Raw genomic sequence first — 24,847 nt, 5'->3', positions numbered from 1 at the left:
TCTCTCCATTGCATACTATCTCTTTGGGTAAGTATGTATCGACTGGGAAGGGAATGGCAAAAACTATGAGCGGACAAAATCTCGTGACCCCGTCTGCCGACGGCCTTGCCGCCTCGGCCAGAGAGGCCCGCAAAGGCAAGGGCCTGCCGCCCGTGCACAAGTGGAATCCGCCCTTCTGCGGCGATCTCGACATGCGTATAGCGCGTGACGGGACCTGGTTCTACCTCGGCACACCCATCGGCAGATTCGAGCTGGTGCGCCTGTTTTCCTCGATTCTGCGCAAGGACGGGGATGATTATTTTCTGGTCACTCCGGTCGAGAAAGTGGGGATCACCGTCGATGACGCGCCTTTCGTGGCCGTCGATTTCGAGGCGGAGGGCGAGGGCGAGTCGCAGGTGCTGACCTTCGAGACCCATGTGGGCGATTTCGCCTCGGCGGGTCCTGATCACCCGATCCGGGTGGAACGCGATCCTGAGACGGGCGAGCCGTCGCCCTACGTCCTGATCCGGGCCAACCTCGAGGCGCTGATCGACCGCAAGAGCTTTTACCGGCTGGTGGATCACGGCGCGCATCACGATGGCTGGTTCGGGGTCTGGTCGTCCGGGCAGTTCTTCCAGATCATTCCCTCGGGCGAACTGGGCTGACACCGCGCCCCTGCGGCGTCTTTCGGCAGGACAGCAGGCAGGCAGCGTGGTAGAGGCTGCCGCGAACCCCTGGATATCCCCCGGAAACGGAACACAGACGCCATGACCGACAGCAAACGCATCGTGCTTTCCAGCGACCACGCCGCCATCGACCTGCGCCAGGCCATCGCCCGGCACATCGAGGCGAAGGGCTGGGAGGCGGTGGACATCGGCCCGACATCGCCCGAAAGCACCCATTACCCCGAACATGGTGCCGCCGCCGCGCGCAAGGTGGCTTCGGGCGATTGCGCGCTCGGCATCATCCTCTGCGGGACCGGGCAGGGCATCATGATGGCGGCAAACAAGGTGTCGGGCATCCGCTGCGGGGTCTGCGCCGATCCGTTTTCCGCGCGCATGATCCGTGCGCACAACGACGCGCAGATCCTGTCGCTGGGCGCCCGCGTCGTGGGCGAGGGGCTGGCGCTGGAAATCGTGGATGCCTTCCTGGAAACCGAATTCGAAGGCGGCCGCCACGGAACCCGGGTCGACATGATCAAGGCATTGGAAGCCTGAGCCCAAGCGCCGGGCCGGGCGGTCAGTCGCCCAGCTTGGCGTGCACCTCGTCCAGGTCGATTTCACCCACGGGCAGCTTGTTGCCCGGGTTGTCGAAATCGTATTTGAACAGGTCGAAATCCCGGCCATAGATTTCCTTGACCAGGTGCATCGACAGATCGTCGAAGTAATCCTCGACCGGATGCGCGCGTTTCGGCCCGTGGCCCTCGGATTCGTTGAACCGGGGAATGGCGGTCAGGTCGATCGGGTGGGGCGTCTGGATGTGGTCCAGCACGTCCCGCATCCCCTCGTTGAACTTTTCCGTCCAGATGATGCGGTCATAGCGCCCGCCGTTCACGATGAAGGTGCCGACATGGCCTGAGATGGCCGACCAGTGGATGTCCGGCTCCATCGGGCGGCGCCAGCGGATCGTGTCGCGCGCGAACAGCAGGAAACGTCGGAAACTGCGCACCTGGTCGAATTGGAACCCGTTTTCCGGATCGCCCACCTCGACCCCGTATTTCTGCATGAGCAGCGGGACCATGTTGCCGCGATAGCGTTTGCCATTGCGCTGGATGCCGCAGATCTTGTCGAAAAAGCTGGACAGGACGCGGCTATAGGGGTTCCGCACGCAGGTGAAGGCGTAGGCGTTGCGCGTTTTCACGTTGGCGCTGATGATCGGCTGACTGTGGTCCTGCGCCCATTTGTGCAGGCCCTGCCTGGCGTCGTGGATGTCACCGTCGAAAAAAGCGCCGTGGTCCGAATAGTAGAGGATCTGCCCGATCGTCGAGCAGGCGCATTTGGGCACGACGCGATACAAGACGCTTTCGCTCTCGGTCATCCATGTGCCGGGAAACCCCATCCGTCTTGTCTCCTTGCCGCCTGCCGTGGCGCATCCCGGCGGAAAATCCGCGCAAAGCAGGTTTATTCAACAGAAATTCACCTCTATCAACATAAACAATCGGGCGAAATTGGGGCGATTGGTTCTCTGGATGGCGAAAATTGCCTTCATCCTTTTGTGTCACAAGGATCCTGACGCCATCGTCAAGCAGGCGCAGAGCCTGACCGCCGTCGGCGATTACATTTCGATCCATTTCGACGCCCGCGCCGGGGCGCAGGACTTTGCCCGTATCAAGACCGCGCTCAAGGACAATCCTAACGTGGTCTTCGCCCGGCGGATCAAATGCGGCTGGGGGGAATGGAGCCTAGTGCGCGCCACGCTGAACGCGGTCGAGGCGGCCGTGGACGCCTTTCCGCGTGCGACGCATTTCTACATGGTCTCGGGCGATTGCATGGCGATCAAGTCCGCCGAATATGCCCATGCCTTTCTGGACCGGCGCGAATGCGACTACATCGAGAGCTTTGATTACTTTCAGTCGGACTGGATCAAGACCGGCTGGAAGGAAGAACGCCTGATCTACCGCCACTGGTTCAACGAACGCACCCAGAAGCGCCTGTTCTACGCGATGTTCGAGGCGCAGAAACGGCTGCGCCTGACGCGAAAGATCCCGGACGACATCGAGGTGATGATCGGCAGCCAGTGGTGGTGCCTGCGCCGTCGCACGATCGAATGGATCCTGGATTTCGTGAAGACGCGCCGCGACGTGGTGCGCTTTTTCGCAAGTACATGGATCCCGGATGAGACCTTTTTCCAGACCCTCGTCCGCCATCTCGTGCCCGAGCACGAGATCGAAAGCCGCACACTGACCTTCCTGCTGTTCACCGACTACGGGATGCCGGTGAATTTCTACAACGATCACTATGACCTGTTGCTGAGCCAGGATTACCTGTTCGCCCGCAAGATCAGCCCCGAGGCAACCGAGTTGCGCCGCCGCCTCGGCGTGCTCTATGCCGCCGAAACGGCGCGGTTCCAGATCTCGAACGAGGGTTCGTCGCTGTACCGTTTCCTGACCGAACGCGGTCGGACGGGGCGCCGCTTCGCGCCACGCTTCTGGGAGACCGAAAGCAGCCTGGGGCGCGAACGCGAATTGCTGATCGTGATCTGCAAGAAATGGCATGTTGCCAAGCGTTTGACCGCCCGCATCCGCCAGATGACAAACATTCCCTGCATCGAGTATCTGTTCAACGAGGACGCCTGTCCCCTGCCGGACCTTGGCGGTATCCAGTCCACCATGTCCAAGCGCCACCGCCACCGCCGGGCGCTGATGCGGATGCTGTATGACTACTACGAGAGCGACCGACTGGTGATCTGCATGGATCCGGCCAACCTCGATCTGCTGGAGGATTTCGGCCGCGACCGGGCGCAGACGCGGATGCTGGAGATCGAGTGTCACTTCTCGGACGCCGACCTGGCCGGTCATGCCATGCGTTCGGGGCTTGCCGGTGAGCGGACCCCGCCGGAAGCATTGGCGCGTTTGCTGCCCACCGTCCGCAATGATCTGCTGCACGAAAGCGACCGCATCCGGGACGCCAAGTTCGACAACCACCTGCGCCTGCGCGAAACAGATCCGCGCGAGGCCCATGCCCGGGCGGTGGCCGGCTTTCTTTCGGTGCCGGCAAGTGTCGCGCAGGAGATCGTGGCACTGGATCGGTTTTTAGCGGATTGAGCTACCGCGGTCCAAGAAAGCGGTGGCGTTCTGCGCTGCAGGAGCTATGCCAAGAGCAAGATCCGTCCCGGCGGCCGGGGCAGGGCTTCCACCCGACACAACAGCAGCAGGACGCGCGGCATGGCCTATACCTACGACCCGAAAAACATCTTCGCCAAGATCCTGACCGGCGAGATCCCAAACAAGACGGTGCTGGAGACAGAGCACACGCTGGCCTTTCGCGACATCTATCCGCAGGCGCCGGTGCATGTGTTGGTGATCCCCAAGGGCGCCTACGTCTGCTACGACCATTTCGTGCAAGAGGCGACGGATGCCGAGATCCTGGATTTCAACCGGGTGATCGGCGAGGTTTGCCGGATGGAAGGTCTGGAGGCCGGAGGCTACCGGCTGATTTCCAACGCGGGCAGAGACGGCGTGCAGGAAGTGCCGCATCTGCACGTTCATATCCTGGCGGGGCGTCCGCTGGGCCGGATGCTGGCCAAGGCTTGATCCAGAAGCGCGCCCTGGGGGCGCACAGGACGTCTCGCCCGTCGGCCTCCGGCCTTTGGCCTGCGGGCTCGGGGTGTGTGGGGAGCCGCCGCCTCTGGCAAATGGCTGGCAGGCGGATGACGCATGCCAGGAGTATTTTCCGGAGAGAAGAAGCAGCGGGGTTTCTTCTCTCTGAAAATACTCAAAAATGATCCGGCGCGTTCAGGCCGCCGTGCTGCTGGTGAGGGCGAGGAAGACATCCTCGAGGTCCGGCTCCTCGGTCCTCAGCTCGCGGATGCGGATCCCGGCGGATTGGACCGCGGCCAGCACCTCTTCGGCGCGGGTCTGGGTCGACCGATAGGTGAGGGCGAGACTGCCGTCGGAGCGGGTCTCGGCTTCGATGCCTTCGGCCTGCGGCAGTTTCTCCGGCGTTTCTTCGGGTTGGATCACCATGGTGCGGGCGTCAAGCCGCCCCAGCAGGTTCGAGGTGCTGTCCTGCGCCACCAGCTGTCCGTGGTTGATGATGGCGATCTCGTCGCACATCTCCTCGGCCTCTTCGAGGTAGTGGGTTGTCAGGATGATGGTCATGCCGCGTTCGCGGTTGAGCTTGCGGACATTGGTCCAGAGCATCTGGCGCAGCTCGATGTCGACGCCGGCCGTGGGTTCGTCCAGCACCAGCACCTGCGGTGAATGCACCAGCGCCTTGGCCAGCAGGAGGCGGCGCCGCATGCCGCCCGACAAGGTGCGGGCATAGGCCTCTGCCTTGTCGCTGAGACCGACCATCTCCAGGATCTCATCGGTCCGGCGCTGCGATTTCGGCACGCCGTAGAGTCCGGCCTGCACCTCCAGCGCGCCGCGCGGGCTAAAGAACGGGTCGAGGTTGAGTTCCTGCGGCATGACGCCGATGGCGGCGCGGCTTTGTCGCGGGTTGCGGTCCTGGTCCCAGCCCCAGATCTGCACCTGGCCGGCGGTCTTGATGACCAGCCCGGCGAGAATGTTGATCAGCGTCGATTTTCCCGCGCCATTCGGCCCCAGCAGGCCGAAAACCGAGCCCGCGGGCACGTTCAGGTCGACGCCCTTCAGCGCCTGTTTGCCGCCTGCATAGGTCTTGGTCAGGCCCTCGATGCGGATTGCGGCGTCATTCTGCCCCTTGTCCAACGGCTTGCTCCCCTTCTCCGCTTTGGTCATAAGGCAAATAGGCCAGAGCATCGCGAAAGGGAACCAGATGACGACCCAAGCGCCCGAGACCAAGATTGTCGAGAGCTATCGCATCGCCTGTGACGGCGGTGAAGGGGCCCTGGGCCATCCCCGGGTATGGTTGCAGATCCCGCTTGAGACCGGTTTTGTCGAGTGTCCCTACTGCGACGCGAAATACGTCCACAAGGATTTCGAGGGCAAGGCCTGAGCGCCAGTGTGACGCGCGTCACAGGATCTGTGCGCGGGTGGTGATTGGGGCGGTGCGCCGCGCGCCTTATGTAGTGGCAAACCGATGAGGAGTTTGCCATGACTTTCCGACCTGTCACCTCTCAATCCGCCGCGCAGCCCACGATGGAGGGCGCCGGCGTGCATCTGCACCGCGTCTTCGGCTTTGGCGATACAAGCGAAAGCGATCCCTTCCTGTTGCTCGACGACTTCCGCAACGAGGATCCGGCGCATTACCTGAAAGGCTTTCCCTGGCACCCGCACCGGGGGATCGAGACCATCACCTATGTGCTGGAGGGCGAGGTGACGCACGGCGATTCCCTGGGCAACGAGGGGGTGCTGGGCGCGGGTTCCGTGCAATGGATGACCGCAGGGTCGGGCATCCTGCACCAGGAAATGCCGCGCGGGAACGCCAAGGGGCAGATGCACGGCTTTCAGCTATGGGCGAATCTGCCCTCCTCGCTGAAGATGACGGCGCCGCGCTACCAGGACATCCAGGGCGCGGATATCCCCGAGATCATCGACGATGACGGCACCCGGGTGAAGGTTGTCACGGGCTCTTTCTGGGGCAAGCGCGGGCCGGTCGACGGAATCGCCGCCGATCCGCTGTACCTCGATGTATCGGTGCCGCCGAACGTGACCAAGGTGCTGCCCATCGACACGCGGGCGAATGCCTTTGCCTATGTCTTTGCCGGGGCCGGACGTTTTGCCGAGGCCGCGGATCCGATCGGCGTGCGCGTCGAGAAGGAGTTCGGCGGGCAAGAGGTCAACATCCGCGACATGTCGGGCAACCGCACGCTGGTGCGCTTTGGCAACGGCGACGAGGTCAAGGTGAGCGCGGGACCGGAGGGGGTGCGCTTTCTGCTGGTCGCGGGCAAGCCTATTCAGGAGCCGGTGGCCTGGCACGGGCCCATCGTGATGAACACCCAAGGCGAGTTGCGCAAGGCCATGCAGGACCTGCACAACGGCACCTTCATCAAGCCCGCGCATTGATCCGGGGCGAGGGGCGTGTATCGCGCCCCTCACCGTCGGTCACGAAGCGCTTACCCTTTCGTGCCAAGGTATTTGCATTCGATCGTGGTGCGGATACCCTAACCTCATGATGGCGAAACGGGACATTTCCAACGCCCTGCCTGACCGGGTAGAGCGGGACTACAGCCCGGCGGAGCGGGCCAGTGACATGGCCGTGCACATGGTTGCGCTGGTGCTTGCGCTGGCGGCGGTGCCGGTTCTGATCACGCTGACCGCGGTCTGGCGCGGGGACGCGGCGGGGATCGTCGGTGTTTCGATCTACGGCGGCACGCTGATCGTGATGCTGACCGCCTCTCTGCTGTACAACCATGTCGGGCGCCCGCACCTGACGGATCTGTTCCGGCGGCTCGACATGTCGGCCATCCACCTGAAAATCGCTGGCACCTACACGCCTTTCGCGCTGTTGTCGGGCACCGGGTCCGGCCTGCTCGCCGCGGTCTGGAGCGCGGCGGCCGGGGCAGCGGCCGTGACGTTGTTCAAACGGCGCTTGCCCGCCGGGTTGGCGGTGCTGATGTGCCTCGGCACTGGCTGGGCGGTGGTGATCGGCGGCTGGGACCTGCTGGCGGCGCTGCCGCTGTCGGTCTGCGTACTGATGGTGGTGGGCGGCGTGCTCTATTCCATAGGGACGCCTTTCTTGATGGCCTCGCGCCTGCGGTTTCACAACACGATCTGGCACGGCATGGTGGTCGCGGCCTCCATCGTCTTTTTCGTGGCCGTCTTCCTGGCCGCCGCCGTGCCGCATCCTGTGGTGGCGGTGCGCTAGGGCTGAAATCCGCTGCTGGCACCCCGCCGCGGTTCGTGGCACATCATGCGTGACATGACCTGAGCGGGAGACGACACATGGCCAGCACTTTCGGCAAGGGATGCCACCTGCATCTGATCGACGGTTCGGCCTATATCTTTCGGGCCTTCCACGCCCTGCCGCCACTGACCCGCAAAAGCGACGGCCTGCCGATCGGTGCGGTCAGCGGGTTCTGCAACATGCTGCACCGCTATGTCGAGGGGAATACGGGCCCCGATGCGCCGACCCATGTTGCGGTGGTGTTCGACAAGGGCAGCCACACCTTCCGCAACGACCTGTACGATCAGTACAAGGCAAACCGCGACGAGATGCCAGAGGATCTGCGCCCGCAGATTCCGCTGACCCGCCGGGCCACCGAGGCTTTCAACATCGCCTGCAAGGAGATCGAGGGATTCGAGGCCGACGACATCATGGCCACGCTGGCCTGCCGCGCCCGGGAGGCCGGCGGGCGGGTCACGATCCTGTCGTCGGACAAGGACCTGATGCAGCTTGTCGGCGACGGCGTCGAAATGCTGGACCCGATGAAGAACAAGCTCATCGACCGCGAAGGCGTGATGGAAAAATTCGGAGTCCCGCCGGAACGGGTGGTCGACGTGCAGGCGCTGGCGGGCGATTCCGTCGACAATGTGCCTGGGGCGCCGGGCATCGGGATCAAGACGGCGGCCCTGCTGATCAACGAATATGGCAGCCTAGAAGACCTGCTCGACCGGGCCGAGGAGATCAAGCAGCCAAAGCGCCGCCAGACCCTGATCGAGAAACGCGACCAGATCGAGCTGTCCAAGAAACTGGTTCAGCTGGACGAGGGCATGGACCTGCCGTTCACGCTGGACGATCTCGAGGTGCGCGACCCGGAACCCGAGGTGCTGCTGGGCTTTCTCAAGGAGATGGAGTTCCGCACCCTGACCAAGCGTATTGCCGACGGTCTGGGGGTCGAGGCGCCGGTGATCCCGGACGCCACGCCAGAGGGGGCCAACCCCAGGGACGAAGACCCCGACTGGCCTGCCATCGACCCCGAACGGTATGAAACCGTGGCGGATATGGAGGCGCTGCAAAAATGGATCGACCGCGCGAACGAGCGCGGCACCGTGGCCTTCGACACGGAAACCACGGGCCTGAACGAGATGACCTGCGACCTTGTCGGCATCTCGCTTTGCGTCGACCCCGGCCATGCCTGTTACATCCCGCTGACCCATCGCGGCGAAAGCGGCGAGGGTCTGTTCGAGTCGAAGGACCTGACAGAGGGGCAGATCCCGCTGGAGCAGGCCCTTGAGGCGCTGAAGCCGCTGCTGGAGGACCCGGCGGTGATGAAGATCGGCCAGAACATGAAATACGACGCCAAGGTCATGGCGCGCTACGGTGTGCAGATCGCACCGATCGACGACACCATGCTGATGTCCTACGCGATGAACGCGGGGCTGCACGGGCACGGGATGGATGCGCTGGCGGAACGCTATCTGTCGCACACGCCGATCCCGATCAAGGAGATCATCGGCAGCGGCAAGAGCCAGATCACCTTCGACCAAGTGCCGATCGACAAGGCCACGCGCTATGCCGCCGAGGACGCGGACATCACCCTGCGGCTGGCAAAGGTCTTCAAGCCGCAGTTGCACCGCGCCAGGGTCACGCGCGTCTACGAGGGGCTGGAACGCCCGATGGTGCCTGTGCTGGCCCAGATGGAGATGACCGGTATCAAGGTCGACCGCGAGGTGCTGCGCAACATGTCCAGCGCCTTTGCCCAGAAGATGGCGCAGCTGGAAGAGGAAATTCACGAGCTGGCCGGCGAGAAGTTCAACGTCGGCAGCCCTGCGCAACTTGGTGAGATCCTCTTCGACAAGATGGGGCTCGAGGGCGGCAAGCGCGGCAAGACCGGCAAGTATTCCACCGGGGCCGACATCCTCGAAGACCTTGCGACGGAACACGAATTGCCCCGCCGCGTGCTGGACTGGCGGCAGGTCAGCAAGCTGAAATCGACCTACACCGACGCCCTGCAGGAACACATCAACGCCGATACGGGGCGGGTGCACACGTCCTATTCCATCGCGGGCGCGAACACCGGGCGGCTGGCATCGAACGATCCCAACCTGCAGAACATCCCGGTGAGGTCCGAGGAGGGGCGCCGCATCCGCACCGCGTTCATCGCGCCCGAAGGGCAGGTTCTGGTCAGCCTCGACTATTCCCAGATCGAACTGCGCATCCTTGCCCACATGGCCGGGATCGACGCGTTGAAACAGGCGTTCCGCGAAGGGCAGGACATCCACGCCATGACGGCGTCGGAAATGTTCAACGTGCCGCTGGACGAGATGACGCCGGACATTCGCCGTCAGGCCAAGGCGATCAACTTTGGCGTGATCTACGGGATTTCCGGCTTTGGTCTCGCGCGGAACCTGCGCATCCCACGGGGGGAGGCGCAAGGGTTCATAGACCGCTATTTCGAACGCTTCCCCGGCATCCGCAAGTACATGGACGCGACGGTGGAATTCGCCAAGGAACACAAACGGGTGGAAACCCTGTTCGGCCGCCAGATCCACACGCCAGAGATCGCCGCCAAGGGGCCGCGTGCGGGCTTTGCCAAGCGCGCGGCGATCAACGCACCGATCCAGGGCACGGCGGCGGATATCATCCGGCGCGCGATGATCCGGATGCCGGATGCCATCAAGGGTCTGCCCGCCAAGATGCTGCTGCAGGTGCACGACGAACTGCTGTTCGAGGTCGAAAAAGACGCGGTCGATGACCTGATCGGTGTGGCCAAGGAGGTCATGGAGGGTGCCTGCGACCCGGTTGTGAAGCTGGACGTGCCGCTGGTGGTGGATGCCGGGCAGGGCGACAACTGGGCCGACGCGCACTGAGGCCGGCGCGTTACCTCTGCGCGATCCAGCGCCCCTCTACGGCACGCACGATACCCTGCGCATCCACTGTCAGGTTGGAGGTCGCGCCGCTCGCTTGATCGACCGTCGCGTACCTGTCCTTCGCGACCCGCCGGAGGGCGAGACTCAGAGGTGTCAGACGGGCCAGTTCCAGGTCCAGACTGGCGAGATCGACAGCGGTCTCTTCCCCGATGCCCAGCGCGAGACGGCGGATCGGCAGGGTCAGCGCAGCGGGGGTAAAGCCAAGGTGGATATCCTTGGCGCCGGCGACCTCCGGGGCATGTGCCCCGTTCAGCAGCCAGTCATCCGCTGCATTGCGCTGGATGAAGATGCGGGAGCGGGCGCCGATACGGACACGGTGCGTCGTCCCGTCGCTGCGGGCGCGGATGCGATAGCGCAACGCGGTCCAGTCCGCATCCGTTGACGACCCGTCGATCAAAAAGCCGCCTTCGGCCTCTGCGAAACGGCATGCGTCGTTTCCCGGTCCGTCCTGGCGGACCCACAAGACGGCGAACGCTCCTGCGATCATGGCTGTGCCTCCCCTTGGGAGCGGAGTCTAGCACGTTACGCTTGCCATGGCGCCAATCAGTCCAGCGATCCCTCGGGGGCCTGGATCAACCCCCTGCCGCAATCGATGTAAGAGGCTGCCGGGCACATCGGCTCGAAGGTGGCAGAGCGGACCAGGCGGGTGGCCAGCGTCCGTGCCGTCACGGCCTCGTTCTCGGCACGCATCTTTTCGACCCAGAGCGCGGCGATCCCCACCGCATGGGCCAACGCCATCGAGGTGCCGTTGAGCGGGCGCAGGCCTTCGGCCGGACCGGCCGAGATGATGCCCACGCCCGGTGCCACCACGGCCGCGCCCGCGTTGGTAAAGGGCGCGGGGCAAAACCCCGATTCGCCCGGCCCGCAGGCGCCAATGGCCAGCACGCCCGAAGCCGCTGCCGGGGCAACCGGGCCGGTCTCGAAATCGGTTGCGATGGTGCGGAGAGAGTCGTTGCCGACGGCGCCCAGCATCAGCGGAACCTGTCCGCCGCCGATCATCTGCAACAGCATTTCACAAATGCGCAGGTTGCCGCGATAGGCATGGATTGCCGCCGCAGTGGCCAGCGGTACCGGATAGCCCTCCTCGACAAGGGTCTCGATCTGGGCAGCAGTATCGAAGGCCAGTGCAAAGCCGACGATCTCCGCCTTTTTCTGCAAGGCCCAGAGCAGCGCGTTCAGGAAATCCTCGGACCGGCCGCGCCCGCTGTCTGTTAGCACCTTGCCGATCAGCAATTCGCTGATCCCGCGCGCCACGCCGATGCGCGTGCCGCCTAGGTCGCGGCCCAGCACCGTCCCCGCCATATGGGTGCCGTGGCCGTTGGCATCCGCGATGCCGGTGCCGGCGAAATCGCGTGCCGTCACCGCGACCCCGGCAAAGCAGGCGTGCCCGGCGTCAATCCCCGTGTCCAGCAGCGCCACCCGCGCCCCGGCGCCCGACATCGGGGTCCAGTCCGCCCGGGTGGCCCGCAGTCCCCAGCCCGGAACCATCTCGCAGGCGCGCAGCTCGTCCATCGGTTCGGGCGTCAGCAGGCGGGTTGGCATGGCGGGCTGGATGGTCAGAAGATCGCGGTCGCCGGCGGTCTCGCGCAGGTCGGAGGGCGTCAGTTCTTTCACCTCGATCTGCGGGTCGGCGGGGGCGTCGGGATCCTCCGGCGCGATACGGGAGCCAAGCGGCACGCGTGCTCTGCGCCAGTTCCGGGTCTTGTCTCGCAAAAGGATATATCGCGTCATGTACCGCGCCCCGGACAATCCAACCCTTGTGGATTAGGCTAGCGATACGGGATGCGTGGCGGAACGGCACTTGCGTGAATGCCGCGTGAAATCGCCATGAAATCAGACGGGCGCCGGCCAAAGTCGACCAGGCAGGCGCCCGAAACATCTTGACGGGGTCAGATCAGGCCATGCTGGCGGAAGAGGTCCAGCAGGCTGGTTTCCGGGCGCGGACCCATGTGGCTGATGACCTCGCGTGCGGCGACGCTGCCCATGCGGGCCGCCTTTTCCATGTCCGCCCCGGTGGCCAGTCCGAACAGGAACCCGGCGGCAAACTGGTCGCCTGCGCCGGTTGCGTCCACGGGCACGATCTTTTCCACGCTGACATCGGTGCGTGTGCCTTCGTGCAGGATCGAGACACCGTCACCGGAGCGGGTGCAGATCACCAGCGGGCAAATCTCGCCCACGGCGCGTAGGTCTGCGTCCAGGTCGTCGTTCTGATAGAGCGAGCGAATTTCGTCTTCGTTGCCGATGACAAAATCCATGTCGTGTTCGATCAGCTTCAGGAAGTCCGCGCGGTGACGTTCGACGCAGAAGGGATCGGAAATCGCGATCCCGGGTTTGCCGCCCGCCGCCTTGCAGGCACGCGCGGCCTTGAGAAAGGCCTCTTTCCCCTTGTCCTTGTCGAACAGGTAGCCTTCGAGGAACAGGATCTCGGCCTGGCCTGCCACGTCCTCGGATACGTCATCCGGGCCCAGTTCGGCGGAAATCCCGAGGTAGGTGTTCATCGAGCGTTCGCCATCGGGAGAAACGAAGATCATCGACCGCGACGAAGGCAGTTCGCCACCCGGAACCGGATCGTTTACAAAGTCGATGCCCTCGTTCTTCATCGCCGAGGCATAGAATGCGCCAAGGTCGTCATCCGCGACACGCCCGATAAAGGCGGTGCGCGCGTCCAGGTTCCCCAAGCCCGCGATCGTGTTGGCCACCGATCCGCCCGGTGTCTGCACGCGGTTGCCCATCGCCTCGTAAAGCGTTTCGGCGCGGTCGCGCTCGATCAGCTGCATGATGCCTTTCTCGATGCCCATGTCGGCCAGAAAGGCGTCCTCGGTGCGGGCGATCACGTCGACGACGGCGTTGCCGATGCCGACGACCTGGTATTTCTTCATGTCGTCTTTTCCTCGAATGGACAGAGGTCGTTGATGAGGCAGGCCTTGCACTTGGGCTTGCGCGCGACGCAGATGTACCGCCCGTGCAGGATCAGCCAGTGATGGGCGTGTTGCTGGAAATCGACCGGGATGTTGTCCTCGATCGCGCGTTCCACGGCGACCACGTCCTTGCCCGGGCAGATGCCGGTGCGGTTGCCGACGCGAAAGATATGCGTATCCACGGCCTGCGCCGGGTACTGCCACCACATGTTCAGCACCACGTTGGCGGTCTTGCGGCCGACACCCGGCAGGCTTTCCAGCGCGGCGCGGCTGTTGGGCACCTCGCCGCCGTAGTCCTCGACAAGGATCCTGGCCATCTTGATGACGTTCTTGGCCTTGTTGCGATACAGGCCGATGGTCTTGATATGCTCGGTCACGCCCTCTTCGCCCAGGGCCAGCATCTTTTCCGGCGTGTCGGCGATCTGGAACAGCTTTTCGGTGGCCTTGTTGACCCCCGCATCCGTCGCCTGTGCCGACAGCGCCACCGCCACGACCAGCGTGTAGGCATTGACGTGGTTCAGCTCGCCCTTTGGTTCCGGCTCGGACTCCTGAAAGCGGGAAAAGATCTGCCGGATCGTATGATAGTCAAGCTGCTTGGCCATGCGTTCCCCTATGCCCGCAATGCCCCCGTGCCGCAAGTCGCCCCGCTCACCAAGGTGTGAGGCATTTTTTCGCCCGCGTTATTGATAATGAATATTCATTATCATACTTGAGCGTCATCGAACCGGAAGGACTCGCCATGCCCCGCCTGACCAAGGACCAGACTCGTCGGAAACTGCGCAATGCCGTGGTGTATGAGGCGGTGGACAAGGGCTTTGCCGCCTTGTCCGTGGCGGACGTTGTGAAACGCGCGCAAGTCTCTGCCGGGACGATCTATGTGCATTTCGAGAACAAGACCGACATGCTGCAACAGGTCTACATGGAGCTGAAAGAGGAGTTCCACGAGACCATCACCCGACGGCGGGACACCACGCCGACCGCCGCGATGATCCGTGCGATGTGGTTCGACATGTTCGACTGGATCGCCGATCACCCGCGCGAGTTCCTGTTCCTCGACCTTGGCGCCGCGGCGCATCTGCTGACCGAAGACCAGCAGGCCAAAGCGGACAGCTATGCCGAGGATATCGCGGCGCTTCTTCGGCGCGGGGTGCTGGATGGCACCCTGGCCCCGCTGGACACCAAGCTGCTGTCCCTGTTGCTGACCGCGCCTGCCATGCAAATGGCGCGCGGGGCGGTGATGCGGGGCCAGCCCATACCGCGCGACAGCATCGAGCAGACCTTTGAGCGGGTCTGGCTTTCGATCGCGGCCTGAATTCCAAAGGACATGAAAATGAGCAAGATCATCCTCGTCACCGGCACCTCCACCGGGCTGGGCATTTCCATCGCCGTGCAGGCCGCGCAGGCGGGCCATACGGTCTATGCGACCATGCGCAACCTCGGAAAACGCGCGTCGCTGGATCAGGCGGCCGCAGAGGCGGGCGTCACGCTGAACGTGCTGCCGCTGGACGTGCAGGACATGGCCAGCATCGAGGCCGCGGTCTCGCAGATCATCGCGGATCACGGGCGCATCGACGTGCTGGTGAACAACGCCGGGCAGGGGTTCGTTCGTACCGTCGAACAGGCGTCAGAGGCGGACATCACCCGCGTGACCGACATCAACTATATGGGTGTCGTGCGCGCCACAAAGGCGGTGATCCCGCACATGCGGCAGGCGCGCGCCGGGCACATCGTGAATGTCACCTCTGTCGGCGGACTTGTCGGGCAGCCCTTCAACGAGATCTACTGCGCCGCGAAATTTGCGGTCGAAGGGCTGACAGAGGCGATGGCCGCCTATCTGACCCCGGCTTTCGGCATCCGGTTCAGCGCTGTCGAGCCCGGCGGTATCCAGTCCGAATTTGCCGCAACCGTGCTAAAGCAGGTCGAGGAGACCGGCGGCATGCTGGAGGATGAATACCTGCCGATCCTGCAAACCTATATCTCTGGCGCGCAGTCCCGCATGGGGGCAGACGCCTACCAGACACCGGACCAGGTGGCAGAGGTGATCATGGGCGTCATCGCGGCAGAGACACCGCCGATCCGCGTCCGCACCTCTGACTGGGCAGAGGACCTGACCCGGTTCAAGACCGCAGCCGATCCCGACGGTTTGAAACAGCAGGAGATGGTGGTCGGCCGCTTCCTTGCGGGCCTCTGACATCAAGACCCCCGGCGCTAGGTGGATCCAATGTCGGTGTCTTCACTGCCAGTGGCATCCTCGCCGCCGGGGAATGGTCCCTCGCTCCAAGGTTGGTTCATATGCACCGCCGCTCTTTCGCCTTTCCGCAATATTCGGATCGCTCGCCCGCGGCGACAGGGCTAATCTGCGGCGCAAGGAGAGACAGCCATGCCCAAGGACGACGATCAGAGCTATCACTACCAGGTCATGCGCCGCGCCATCGAGGCGGTTGACCTACTGGGTCCGCAGGCCACGCTGGACCAGATTGCAGGCGAGGTCGGCATGAGCCCGGCGCATTTCCAGCGCCTGTTCAGCCAATGGGCGGGGGTGTCTCCCAAACGCTACCAGCAATACCTGACGCTGGGCCATGCAAAGACCTTGCTGGCCAGTCGCTTCACCACGCTGGAAACCGCCCATGCCACGGGCCTGTCCGGCGGCGGGCGTCTGCACGACCTGTTCCTCCGGTGGGAGGCAATGAGCCCCGGCGACTATGCGCGCGCGGGCGCCGGCCTGACAATCTACTGGGGTTGGTTCGAAAGCCCCTTTGGTCCGGCCCTGGTCATGGGCACCGACAAGGGCATTTGCGGCATCGCCTTTTCCGCCGAGACGACAGAGGCAGAGGCGATGGAGGACATGCTGGCGCGCTGGCCCCGGGCGGATTTCGTCGAGGATCCTATGCGCCTGCGACCCTGGGCGCTGGCCGCCTTCGGCGTCAAGGCGGACGGGCCGGTGCCGCTCTACCTGATCGGGGCGCCTTTCCAGATCAAGGTCTGGGAGGCACTGCTGCAGATCCCCTCGGGCCATGTCACCACCTATTCCGAAATCGCCGAGGCCATCGAGCACCCCAAGGCGGTGCGCGCGGTCGGGACGGCCGTGGGGCGCAACCCGATCAGCTACCTGATCCCCTGCCATCGCGCCCTGCGCAAATCCGGCGGTCTGGGCGGCTATCACTGGGGGTTGCCGGTCAAGCGGGCCATCCTTGCCTGGGAAGCGGCAAGATTGGAGGCTTGAGGTCTTAACGTGCTGTAAAGAAAAGATGTTTCGCGCGCGAAACACGCGCGCGCCGGGGCCATGCGCGGAGCCTTGCCGATTTTCCCGGTGACAGGGCTGGGGTTTTGGCGGATGTTATTGCATATCGACAGTGAAAGACCCCATTCAAGTGGGGCAAACCTGAAAAGAGGCTACACATGATCCGGGCGAAATCCGCGATTCTCATCTCCGCCGTGGCGGTCATCGGCCTGTCGGCCTGCACCACGGGCAACCCGAACGATCCCAACCGCCAGACCAAACAGGGTGCCCTCGTGGGGGCCGGTGTGGGCGCGGTTGCAGGCCGCCTGCTGGGCGGTGGCGACAAGGGCGAGCGTAACCGGGCGACCGTCGCGGGTGCCCTGGTGGGTGCCGCCGCGGGGGCCGCCATCGGCAACCAGCTGGACAAGCAGGAAGCCGAACTGCGCCAGCAGATGGGCGACAACGTCAGCATTCGCAACACCGGCGACCGGCTGATCGTGACCATGCCGCAGGACATCCTGTTCCCGACCGACAGCGCAAACCTGCGCCCGACGCTGGTGTCGGATCTGCGCGACGTAGGCCAGTCGCTGCTCGCCTATCCGAACACCACCGCCCAGGTGATCGGCCACACCGACAGCGACGGTGACGCCGCCTACAACCTCGACCTGTCGCAGCGTCGCGCGCGCTCGGTCGCCAACGTGCTGATCTCCGAAGGCGTGCCCTCGTCGCGCATCTCGGTCATCGGCCGCGGTGAGGATCAACCGGTGGCATCGAACCTGACGCCCGAAGGCAAGGCCCAGAACCGCCGGGTCGAGATCGTGATCCTGCCCAACGCGTGATTGCACAGGGGCTGTGCCCCACCTGTGAGAGACAAAAGAGCGCCGCGGCTTGCCGCGGCGCTTTTGCGTGGTAGGTCAGGGTCAGACAGACAGGAGACCGATCATGCCCGAACCCACCCTTGTCGGCCTGTGTGGCGTGCTGCGCGCCGACAGCAGCAACCGCAAGCTGATGTTCGAGGCCGCCCGCCTCTTTGAACCTGCCAGTTTCACCGAGCTTGACCTGCGGTTCCCGCTGTTCGACGAGGACATTCAGAACGGTGAGGGCATTCCCCCCGCCGTGCAGGCCGCCGCCGATGCCATCGCGGGTGCGGACGCGGTTCTTGTGGTGACGCCGGAGTACAACAAGGGCCTGTCAGGGGTGCTCAAGAACGCGCTGGACTGGATCAGCCGGACCGAGGGCACGCCCTGGCGGGACAAGCCGGTCGCGCTGATGTCGGCGGCGGCGGGCCGTGCCGGGGGCGAGCGGGCCCAGAACATGGCCCGGCTCTGCCTCAATCCCTTTCGCCCGCGCCTGCTCACGGGACCGGAGCTCATGCTGGCGCAAAGTCGCAAGCAGTTCGACGAAGACGGACGGCTGACCGATGAACGCGCGCTGAAATTGCTGAACGACCAGATGCAGGAACTGCGCCGCGAGGTCGCGCGAATGCGGGGCTGAGGCCCTCAGCCCGGATCGGGGGCAGGGTTGGAAATCTCGATCAGGTTGCCATCCGGATCGCGGATGTAGATCGACCGGATCGGGCCGGTGGCGCCGGTGCGCGTCAGCGGTCCTTCCTCGATCGTCACGCCCCGGGCTGCAAGATGCGCCTGCCACTCCACCAGCGGCGTTTCGCTGAGAAAGCACAGGTCCGCGGTTCCGGGCCCTGGGGCGCGGGCCTTGGGATCGAATTCCTGCCCGGCGGTGTGCAGGTTGATCTTTTGCCGCCCGAATTTCAGCGCCCATCGGGTGCTGCCATCGGCGGGGGTGAACCGCTCTGCCTGCATCCCCAGGACGGCTTCGTAGAACCGACGGGTTGCGGCGGGATCGGCGACGGTCAGCACGAGGTGGTCGAGCGACTGGACGACAGGTGGCATGGCTGGAATAACCCCGGCAAAAATCAAGGAGCGTGACCCATGAAGACTGGCTCGGCGGCCGAGCGCCGTCAAACAGACGTGATGGATCCGGACCGCGCCCGCGCCCTGCAAGCGGCACTGGACCTGCCCGTGACCATCGACGCGGGCACCCCTCTGCCGGCCTTCTTTCACCAGATCTATTTCTGGGATGCGCAGCCGCCCGGCGTGCTGGGCCGCGACGGTCATCCGCGTGTCGGCACCGGCCTGATCCCCGACCTGGGTCTGCCGCGCCGGATGTGGGCCGGGGGAGCGTTGCAGTTCCATGCGACGTTGCGCGCCGGGCAGATGGCGGAAAAGGTCTCTCGGGTGGTGGATGTGACCCGCAAGGACGGGCGCAGCGGTCCGCTGGGCTTTGTCACGCTGGCGCATGAGATCTGGCAGGGCGGGCAGCTATGCGTGACGGAACGGCAGGACCTCGTCTACCGCGAGGATCCGGACCCGACAGCGCCACGCCCGGTGCCGCCGGAGGCCCCGACAGGAGAGGAGGCCAGCCGCGAGATGGGGTTTTCCGAGACGCTGCTGTTCCGGTACTCGGCGCTGACCTTCAACGGCCATCGCATCCACTACGACGTGGAATACGCGCGGGCGGTCGAGGGCTATGGCGGATTGGTGGTGCATGGCCCGCTGCTGGCGCAGGGGCTGTTGCTGTTCGCGCAGGACAAGGCGCCCGTGCGTGGCTTCAGCTTTCGGGCGACCGCGCCCCTGATGCACGACGAGCGCGCCACCCTGTGCCGCACCGGAGACGACCTGTGGGTGCGCGGCCCGGATGGACGGCAGTGCATGCGGGCGACGGTGGAACACTGATCGGCAAGGCCGGGGCGACGCCCTGGCCAGGGCGGCTTAGCAGCCGGTGCCGTGCAGGACGACGCGCATCGTCTTGACCAGAACGCGCAGGTCGTTGATCAGCGAAAGCTGGGCCAGGTAGGCGGTGTCGAAACCGGCGCGTTGGGCAAAGGAGCTTTCGTTGCGCACCGAGATCTGCCAGTAGCCGGTGATCCCCGGGCGCAGCGCGTAATAGGCCGTGCCGGGATAGATGTCCTGCTGGCAGGGCATCATCGGGCGCGGCCCGACCAGAGACATGTCCCCGCGCAGCACGTTGAACATCTGCGGCAGTTCGTCGATCGAGGTCTTGCGGATCAACCGCCCGATGGCGGTGATGCGCGGATCGTTGCGCAGTTTCTGCGTCCGGTCCCATTCCGCGCGGGCGGCGGGAGTCTTGTCCAGGTATGCGCTCAGCCGGGCTTCGGCGTCAGGCACCATGCTGCGCAGCTTCCAGATGTTGAACACCCGTCCGTTCCGGCCCAGGCGTTTCTGCGCGTAAAAGGGAGAGTGCCCGTCGCGTGCGATGAGCAGGGCAAATGCCCCGACGATCAAGAGGATAGGCAGGGCGCCCAGTATCACCAGCGTCACGTCGAGCGCCCGTTTGAAGACGTCGCGATAAAGTGCGGGGCCGTTTTCGGCGTGCAGCGCCTCATCGATCAGCTTTTCGAACCTGACCGTTGGTAGCGGCTGGCGCAGTTGTAGTGTCAAGATGACCTCCCGAGTCATGCATCGACGAGAGCACAGCGAATTGGTTCGCGTTCATCGCTGGTTCACGCATAGCTCCGCCATGACACGCCAAGGCGTGTTTCCCCGGGCAGAGGGGCTGATCGCCCCCGCTATGTCATTGAATGGCGATGCGCCGAAGGCGCAGCAAACCTATCGAGATACCCCCATTGCGGAAGCACCAACCCCCAAGTGCCGTTCATTTAAATTGCGACGAAAGTTTGTCCCAATCGTTCGACGAAGTTCTTATGACTTTACCCCGTTGTTCCGTCAATCTGCGCCAGAGAGCGCAACCAAGAGGTGAATGGGGTGTTTGCGGAGGTATCTGAAATGCGGGGAAAAAACCGGTCGAGAGCTCAAAAATGACCCAGGGCCCGGCGGTGTTTCCGGTGGAGGCGGGCAGGATTGTTTCCCTTTGGTGAAACACGCGCGGTGAAACAATCTCATGGCGTTTTTCCAGCCTGTGTTTCCGGGTCGCGAACAGTCTCGGAAAATAGCGGGATAGGGCCGGTGAAACCGCAAAATTGACGCTGCACAAATCCGGCAGAGGCGGACATGTTCATTCTGCTGGAAACAATATCGATAACTTGCCCTTACGGAAGGCGGCGGCCCGCGGTTTTTGATCCGGACTCCGCTGCTTCGGATATATTCGACAATTATAAGGTGAGTTGTGAAACTCACGGATTGTTACAAAAGTAGGGAAATCGAGAGGTCCGGGTCTTGACCTTGCCCGAATCACACCCCGGCGGTGCCACTGATTCGCCCGGATTGGTCACAAAGTTGCCGAATTTTGGCCCCGGGCCGGGGAAATGTGGCATGACAATCCAATCGTCGAGAGCCGCGGTGGAGAGGCCAGAGTTGAAAGCCCGTCAGGGCGCGGATATGTCGATCCGGCAAGCGGATCGGGACGAAAGGGCGCACTGTGACCAACCATCTCTACAATGGTGATCTGCCGGATGACCTGGACCTTGGCCCGGTCGTGGCCATCGACTGCGAGACGATGGGGCTGAACCCGCACCGTGACCGCTTGTGTGTCGTGCAGTTGTCGAGCGGCGACGGCAATGCCCACCTGGTGCAGATCGCCAAGGGGCAGACCGAGGCGCCCAACCTCGCGCGCCTGCTGACCGATCCGCAGGTCCTGAAACTGTTTCACTTTGGCCGTTTCGACATCGCCGCGATGTACAATGCATTCGGCGCGCTGGCCGCGCCCGTCTATTGCACCAAGATCGCCAGCCGCCTTGTGCGCACCTATACCGACCGTCACGGCCTCAAGGCGCTGACACAGGAACTGCTGTCCGTCGACATCTCGAAACAGCAGCAGTCCAGCGACTGGGGCGCGGCCGAGCTGACCGAGGCGCAAAAGGACTATGCCGCATCGGACGTGCTGCATCTTCACCGGCTGCGCGATGCGCTGGATGCGATGCTGGACCGCGAAGGGCGGACAAGGATCGCCCAGTCCTGTTTCGATTTCCTGCCGACCCGGGCGATCCTCGACCTGCAAGGATGGCCGGACACCGATATCTTTGCACATGCCTAAGAGGGGATGAACATGCGCCGGGGAGACGGGCTTTACTCGCGAGTGATCGCCTGGCTGAAGATCCTTCTTCCCCTGGTGGCGCTGGCCATGCTGTCGACACTCTTTTTTCTGTCGCGCTCGACCGAGACGTTGCAGGACGTGCCCTTTGTCGAGGCGCTGCAACATGATGTGGCGCGGGAGCAGGTGAGCGCACCGTATTTTGCGGGAACCACCCCCCAGGGTGACGTGTTGACCATGACCGCGCGCAGCGTACGGCCCGAAGGTGACGGCCAGATCATTGCCGACGAGCTGGAGGCGCTGATGCGCCTGACCGATGGCAGCGAGTTGCGTCTGGACGCCGTGGAGGCAATCCTGCGTGACAAAAGCCAGTCCGCGCACCTGCAAGGCGGTGTTCGCATCGAAAGCTCGCAGGGCTATATCCTGCGCACAGAGGGGCTGATGTCGCGGCTGGATGAGATCGAGGCGGAAAGCATCGGCCCGGTCGAAGGTGAGGGCCCGGTGGGTCGGTTCGAGGCCGGCCATCTGAGGATCGCGCCCAGCGGAGAAGAGGGATCGGTGCAAATGGTGTTTTCCGGCGGCGTGAAACTGGTATATCAACCGCCGAAAGAAGAAAGTGCTGCCGAATGATCCGTCACCTGCTTGCCGTCATGCTTTTCCTCGCGCCACTCGGCGCGGCTGCGCAGGGGGCCCAGGTGGCTTTTGGCGGAATGCAGCAGGACACCCGCGCCCCGGTCGAGGTGACCGCCGACACGCTACAGGTGAACCAGGCCGACGGAACCGCCCTGTATGCCGGCAACGTGGTGATCGCCCAGGGGCAGATGCGGCTGGCGGCCCCCCGGGTGCTGGTCGTCTACTCGAACGAGGCGGGGCGGATCCGGCGGATGGAGGCCACGCGCGGCGTGACCCTGGTCAGCGGCTCCGAGGCGGCCGAGGCGCAGCGCGCGGATTATGACATCGAGGCGGGGCAGGTCATCATGACCGGCAATGTCCTGCTGACCCAAGGGCCCAGCGCGTTGACCGCCGAACGCATGGTCGTCAACCTCAGCGATGGCACCGCACAGCTTTCCGGCCGGGTGCGCACCGTGTTGCAGCAGGCGCCCGACGGCGAAGGACAGCCCTGATATGACCCGCCCCGACCTGAGCGTGACCGAAGGCGACAGTGGCCTTCGCGTCGAACACATGCGCAAGAGCTATCGCAAGCGCGTCGTCATCCGCGACGTCAGCCTGCGCGTCGACCGGGGCGAGGTGGCGGCGCTGCTGGGGCCGAACGGTTCTGGCAAGACGACATCCTTCTATGCCATCGCCGGTCTGGTGAACCCCGAGGGCGGGCAGGTGCTGATCGACGGGCGTGATGCCACCTACCTGCCGATGTACCGTCGTGCGCGGCTGGGCATCGGTTATCTGCCGCAGGAAATGTCGATCTTTCGCGGCATGAGCGTCGAGGACAACATCGGCGCGGTTCTGGACATCGCCGAACGCAATGCCCACCGCCGCCGCGAGCGACTGGAGGAACTGCTGGGCGAGTTTTCGATCGAGCACCTGCGCCGGGCCCCTGCGCTGGCCCTGTCCGGGGGCGAACGGCGGCGGGTGGAAATCGCGCGCTGCCTGGCGGCGAACCCCAAGTACCTTCTGCTGGACGAACCCTTTGCCGGGGTCGACCCGATCAGCGTCGGCGACATCCGCCACCTTGTCGCGGATCTCAAGACGCGCGGCATCGGCGTGTTGATCACCGATCACAACGTGCGTGAGACGCTCGAGATCGTGGATCGGGCCTATATCCTGCATGATGGCAAGGTTCTGATGTCGGGCACGCCGCAGGAAGTGGTGCAGAATGAAAACGTCAGGCGTGTCTACCTGGGTGAAAACTTTCGCTTTGGTTGAAAAGGCGGTCATCTCCGCTTGACAGCCGCCGTGGACAGATTGTCGCTGCATCGGGCACGCTATGCCTCCGGTTTCCATTGACAGACCCGCCGGTTTCCTCGTCAAATATGGGAATGGTGCTATCGATCACGGCATTGCGTGTTGGCGGGCTCCTCGGTTCCGAGGCGGTCCGCGTGCATTCCGCGATCCGGTACTACCTTCCCTGAACCTTGTGACGCCGTGACGGGGGCTTGTCCTCCGTGTGGCGTACGGGTGCATAAGAAAAGGACAGATCATGCGCTATCAGATCACGGGAAAACACATCGATATCGGCGATGCGCTTCAGGTTCATGTCACGAATGAACTGGGCAGCGTGCTGGACAAGTACGGCCAGCGTCCGACCGACGCGACCGTTGTTTTCTCAAAGGCGGCCCATGAATATGTCTGCGAAGCGATCGTTCACCTGTCGAGCGGGCTGAACGCTGCCGCCAAGGGACATGCGACGGAAATCTATGCAGCTTTCGAGGCCTGCGCGGAAAAGATGGACAAGCAGCTTCGTCGCTACAAGCGCCGGTTGAAAGACCATCACAAGGACCGGGCCGAGCCTGTTGAAACTTTCGGGGCAGCCTCGTATATCCTCGCCACCGAAGCGGAATCGGGGGAAGACGAACCCGAAACGCTGCAGCCGATCATCGTGGCGGAGATGCAGACCAAGATCCCGTCGCTCTCGGTTGGAGAGGCCGTGATGCAGATGGAATTGGCCGGTGCGCCTGTTCTGGTGTTTCGCAACGAAAAGAAGGATGGCGTGAACGTCGTGTATCGCCGAGAGGATGGCAACATCGGCTGGATCGATCCGTAAAGATCAGCCAAACGCCGCCAGACCGGACCGTTCGGTGTTCGCACCTTAGCTACAGGCATTGCTCATGAAATTTGTCGATCTCATCTCGCCGTCTGCTGTCAAAGTCGTTTCTTCGACTTCCAGCAAAAAGCGATTGATGCATGACATTTCGGACCTCGCGGAGAGCGCCTATGGCGTCAATGCGCCTCGAATCCTCGAGGCGCTGATGGAGCGTGAGGCCCTGGGGCCGACGGGTGTCGGCCACGGGGTGGCGCTGCCCCATGCGCGGATTCCGGGCATCGACAAGGTCGCGGGCGCCTTTATCCTGCTGGACAAACCCGTCGATTTCGACGCGGTCGACCGGCAACCCGTGGACATCGTCTTTGCGATCTTCGCTCCCGAGGAAGCCGGGGTCGAACATCTCAAGGCGCTGGCGCTCGTCTCGCGCAGCCTTAGGGACCAGGGGCTGTGCGCCAAGCTGCGCGCAAACCCCGAGCCCTCCACGCTTTACACCATCCTGACAGAGGCCGAGGCCTCCAAGGCCGCCTGAGACAATTCCGCGACAGCCGCGTTAGGTCAGGAATTCCCCCGTTGGCGCCGATGCGCTG

28 protein-coding genes are annotated in these 24,847 nt (G+C 63.9%); 20 read left to right on the top strand and 8 right to left on the bottom strand.

The window, feature by feature from the left end; translation table 11 throughout:
* The first annotated feature begins 65 nt into the window (after positions 1–65).
* On the top strand, positions 66–644 hold the full coding sequence (locus RBB42_RS01940; protein WP_305967870.1) for a DUF1285 domain-containing protein: 579 nt from the start codon (positions 66–68) through the stop codon (positions 642–644).
* Positions 645–746: 102 nt separating this feature from the next.
* Positions 747–1,196, top strand: coding sequence for a ribose 5-phosphate isomerase B (gene rpiB, locus RBB42_RS01935; protein ID WP_305967871.1), 450 nt, complete (start codon positions 747–749; stop codon positions 1,194–1,196).
* A 22-nt stretch (positions 1,197–1,218) separates the two neighbouring features.
* Here the strand turns inward: rpiB and RBB42_RS01930 are convergent, their stop codons facing one another.
* Positions 1,219–2,037 carry a sulfotransferase family protein gene (locus RBB42_RS01930; RefSeq protein ID WP_305967872.1) on the bottom strand — a complete coding sequence of 273 codons (819 nt, stop codon included), beginning with the start codon at positions 2,035–2,037 and terminating at the stop codon, positions 1,219–1,221.
* Between the two features lie 130 nt (positions 2,038–2,167).
* On the opposite strand from RBB42_RS01930, the gene RBB42_RS01925 reads away from it, so the two are divergent.
* Positions 2,168–3,742: a DUF5928 domain-containing protein gene (locus RBB42_RS01925; protein WP_305967873.1), complete on the top strand. Its 1,575-nt coding sequence runs from the start codon at positions 2,168–2,170 to the stop codon at positions 3,740–3,742.
* Between the two features lie 120 nt (positions 3,743–3,862).
* On the top strand, positions 3,863–4,231 hold the full coding sequence (locus RBB42_RS01920; protein ID WP_305967874.1) for a histidine triad nucleotide-binding protein: 369 nt from the start codon (positions 3,863–3,865) through the stop codon (positions 4,229–4,231).
* A 201-nt stretch (positions 4,232–4,432) separates the two neighbouring features.
* On the opposite strand, the gene RBB42_RS01915 is transcribed toward RBB42_RS01920, so the two are convergent.
* A complete protein-coding gene (locus RBB42_RS01915; RefSeq protein ID WP_305967875.1) occupies positions 4,433–5,398 on the bottom strand; it encodes an ABC transporter ATP-binding protein in 966 nt (321 codons plus the stop codon).
* Positions 5,399–5,435: 37 nt separating this feature from the next.
* On the opposite strand from RBB42_RS01915, the gene RBB42_RS01910 reads away from it, so the two are divergent.
* From RBB42_RS01910 to polA, 4 genes are all read left to right on the top strand, one after another.
* A complete protein-coding gene (locus RBB42_RS01910) occupies positions 5,436–5,615 on the top strand; it encodes a zinc-finger domain-containing protein (RefSeq protein WP_219510978.1) in 180 nt (59 codons plus the stop codon).
* A gap of 98 nt (positions 5,616–5,713) precedes the next feature.
* On the top strand, positions 5,714–6,625 hold the full coding sequence (locus RBB42_RS01905) for a pirin family protein (RefSeq protein ID WP_305967876.1): 912 nt from the start codon (positions 5,714–5,716) through the stop codon (positions 6,623–6,625).
* A gap of 106 nt (positions 6,626–6,731) precedes the next feature.
* Positions 6,732–7,427 (top strand): PAQR family membrane homeostasis protein TrhA, encoded by a 696-nt coding sequence (trhA, locus tag RBB42_RS01900; RefSeq protein WP_305967877.1) that lies wholly within the window; start codon positions 6,732–6,734, stop codon positions 7,425–7,427.
* A 77-nt stretch (positions 7,428–7,504) separates the two neighbouring features.
* Complete coding sequence (gene polA, locus RBB42_RS01895) at positions 7,505–10,312, top strand: DNA polymerase I (protein ID WP_305967878.1); 2,808 nt, start codon at positions 7,505–7,507, stop codon at positions 10,310–10,312.
* Between the two features lie 10 nt (positions 10,313–10,322).
* On the opposite strand, the gene RBB42_RS01890 is transcribed toward polA, so the two are convergent.
* The 4 genes from RBB42_RS01890 to nth all read right to left on the bottom strand — a co-directional run bounded on the left by RBB42_RS01890 (position 10,323) and on the right by nth (position 13,892).
* Positions 10,323–10,859 (bottom strand): putative glycolipid-binding domain-containing protein, encoded by a 537-nt coding sequence (locus RBB42_RS01890; RefSeq protein ID WP_305967879.1) that lies wholly within the window; start codon positions 10,857–10,859, stop codon positions 10,323–10,325.
* 56 nt (positions 10,860–10,915) lie between these two features.
* Positions 10,916–12,103 carry a S8 family serine peptidase gene (locus RBB42_RS01885; RefSeq protein ID WP_305967880.1) on the bottom strand — a complete coding sequence of 396 codons (1,188 nt, stop codon included), beginning with the start codon at positions 12,101–12,103 and terminating at the stop codon, positions 10,916–10,918.
* Between the two features lie 158 nt (positions 12,104–12,261).
* Positions 12,262–13,251 (bottom strand): adenosine kinase, encoded by a 990-nt coding sequence (locus RBB42_RS01880; protein ID WP_305967881.1) that lies wholly within the window; start codon positions 13,249–13,251, stop codon positions 12,262–12,264.
* Positions 13,248–13,892 carry an endonuclease III gene (gene nth / locus RBB42_RS01875; RefSeq protein ID WP_305967882.1) on the bottom strand — a complete coding sequence of 215 codons (645 nt, stop codon included), beginning with the start codon at positions 13,890–13,892 and terminating at the stop codon, positions 13,248–13,250. The genes RBB42_RS01880 and nth overlap by 4 nt, the downstream gene beginning before the upstream one ends.
* 107 nt (positions 13,893–13,999) lie before the next feature.
* Here nth and RBB42_RS01870 point away from each other — a divergent pair, with 107 nt between their 5' ends.
* The 5 genes from RBB42_RS01870 to RBB42_RS01850 all read left to right on the top strand — a co-directional run bounded on the left by RBB42_RS01870 (position 14,000) and on the right by RBB42_RS01850 (position 18,004).
* Entirely contained in the window at positions 14,000–14,602 is a 603-nt protein-coding gene (locus tag RBB42_RS01870) for a TetR/AcrR family transcriptional regulator (protein ID WP_305967883.1), read from the top strand.
* 18 nt (positions 14,603–14,620) lie between these two features.
* On the top strand, positions 14,621–15,481 hold the full coding sequence (locus RBB42_RS01865; RefSeq protein WP_305967884.1) for an SDR family oxidoreductase: 861 nt from the start codon (positions 14,621–14,623) through the stop codon (positions 15,479–15,481).
* A 189-nt stretch (positions 15,482–15,670) separates the two neighbouring features.
* Positions 15,671–16,513, top strand: a complete 843-nt coding sequence (locus tag RBB42_RS01860) for a methylated-DNA--[protein]-cysteine S-methyltransferase (protein WP_305967885.1) — start codon at positions 15,671–15,673, stop codon at positions 16,511–16,513.
* Between the two features lie 176 nt (positions 16,514–16,689).
* Positions 16,690–17,349 (top strand): YiaD family glycine zipper/OmpA-like lipoprotein, encoded by a 660-nt coding sequence (locus RBB42_RS01855; protein WP_305967886.1) that lies wholly within the window; start codon positions 16,690–16,692, stop codon positions 17,347–17,349.
* A 103-nt stretch (positions 17,350–17,452) separates the two neighbouring features.
* Positions 17,453–18,004, top strand: coding sequence for an NADPH-dependent FMN reductase (locus RBB42_RS01850; protein ID WP_305967887.1), 552 nt, complete (start codon positions 17,453–17,455; stop codon positions 18,002–18,004).
* A 5-nt stretch (positions 18,005–18,009) separates the two neighbouring features.
* Here RBB42_RS01850 and RBB42_RS01845 read toward each other — a convergent pair whose 3' ends face one another.
* Positions 18,010–18,420, bottom strand: coding sequence for a VOC family protein (locus RBB42_RS01845; RefSeq protein WP_305967888.1), 411 nt, complete (start codon positions 18,418–18,420; stop codon positions 18,010–18,012).
* Between the two features lie 39 nt (positions 18,421–18,459).
* On the opposite strand from RBB42_RS01845, the gene RBB42_RS01840 reads away from it, so the two are divergent.
* Positions 18,460–19,263, top strand: a complete 804-nt coding sequence (locus RBB42_RS01840) for an HTD2 family dehydratase (RefSeq protein WP_305967889.1) — start codon at positions 18,460–18,462, stop codon at positions 19,261–19,263.
* 36 nt (positions 19,264–19,299) lie between these two features.
* Here RBB42_RS01840 and RBB42_RS01835 read toward each other — a convergent pair whose 3' ends face one another.
* A complete protein-coding gene (locus RBB42_RS01835) occupies positions 19,300–19,989 on the bottom strand; it encodes a sugar transferase (RefSeq protein ID WP_305967890.1) in 690 nt (229 codons plus the stop codon).
* Between the two features lie 937 nt (positions 19,990–20,926).
* Here RBB42_RS01835 and RBB42_RS01830 point away from each other — a divergent pair.
* The 6 genes from RBB42_RS01830 to RBB42_RS01805 all read left to right on the top strand — a co-directional run bounded on the left by RBB42_RS01830 (position 20,927) and on the right by RBB42_RS01805 (position 24,789).
* Positions 20,927–21,541 carry a ribonuclease D gene (locus RBB42_RS01830; protein ID WP_305967891.1) on the top strand — a complete coding sequence of 205 codons (615 nt, stop codon included), beginning with the start codon at positions 20,927–20,929 and terminating at the stop codon, positions 21,539–21,541.
* Between the two features lie 12 nt (positions 21,542–21,553).
* Positions 21,554–22,168 carry a hypothetical protein gene (locus tag RBB42_RS01825; protein ID WP_305967892.1) on the top strand — a complete coding sequence of 205 codons (615 nt, stop codon included), beginning with the start codon at positions 21,554–21,556 and terminating at the stop codon, positions 22,166–22,168.
* A complete protein-coding gene (locus tag RBB42_RS01820; protein WP_305967893.1) occupies positions 22,165–22,662 on the top strand; it encodes an LptA/OstA family protein in 498 nt (165 codons plus the stop codon). Before RBB42_RS01825 ends, RBB42_RS01820 begins: the two co-directional genes overlap by 4 nt.
* A gap of 1 nt (position 22,663) precedes the next feature.
* A complete protein-coding gene (gene lptB, locus RBB42_RS01815; RefSeq protein ID WP_305967894.1) occupies positions 22,664–23,422 on the top strand; it encodes an LPS export ABC transporter ATP-binding protein in 759 nt (252 codons plus the stop codon).
* Between the two features lie 274 nt (positions 23,423–23,696).
* Positions 23,697–24,260, top strand: coding sequence for a ribosome hibernation-promoting factor, HPF/YfiA family (gene hpf, locus RBB42_RS01810; protein ID WP_305967895.1), 564 nt, complete (start codon positions 23,697–23,699; stop codon positions 24,258–24,260).
* Between the two features lie 64 nt (positions 24,261–24,324).
* A complete protein-coding gene (locus RBB42_RS01805) occupies positions 24,325–24,789 on the top strand; it encodes a PTS sugar transporter subunit IIA (protein ID WP_305967896.1) in 465 nt (154 codons plus the stop codon).
* Positions 24,790–24,847 lie beyond the last annotated feature (58 nt).

It is taken from the genome of Mameliella sp. MMSF_3455 (assembly GCF_030733205.1).
Lineage (GTDB): Bacteria > Pseudomonadota > Alphaproteobacteria > Rhodobacterales > Rhodobacteraceae > Antarctobacter.
Note: the sequence above shows the minus strand (reverse complement) of the source record. Positions and strands in the feature narration are given on the sequence as shown.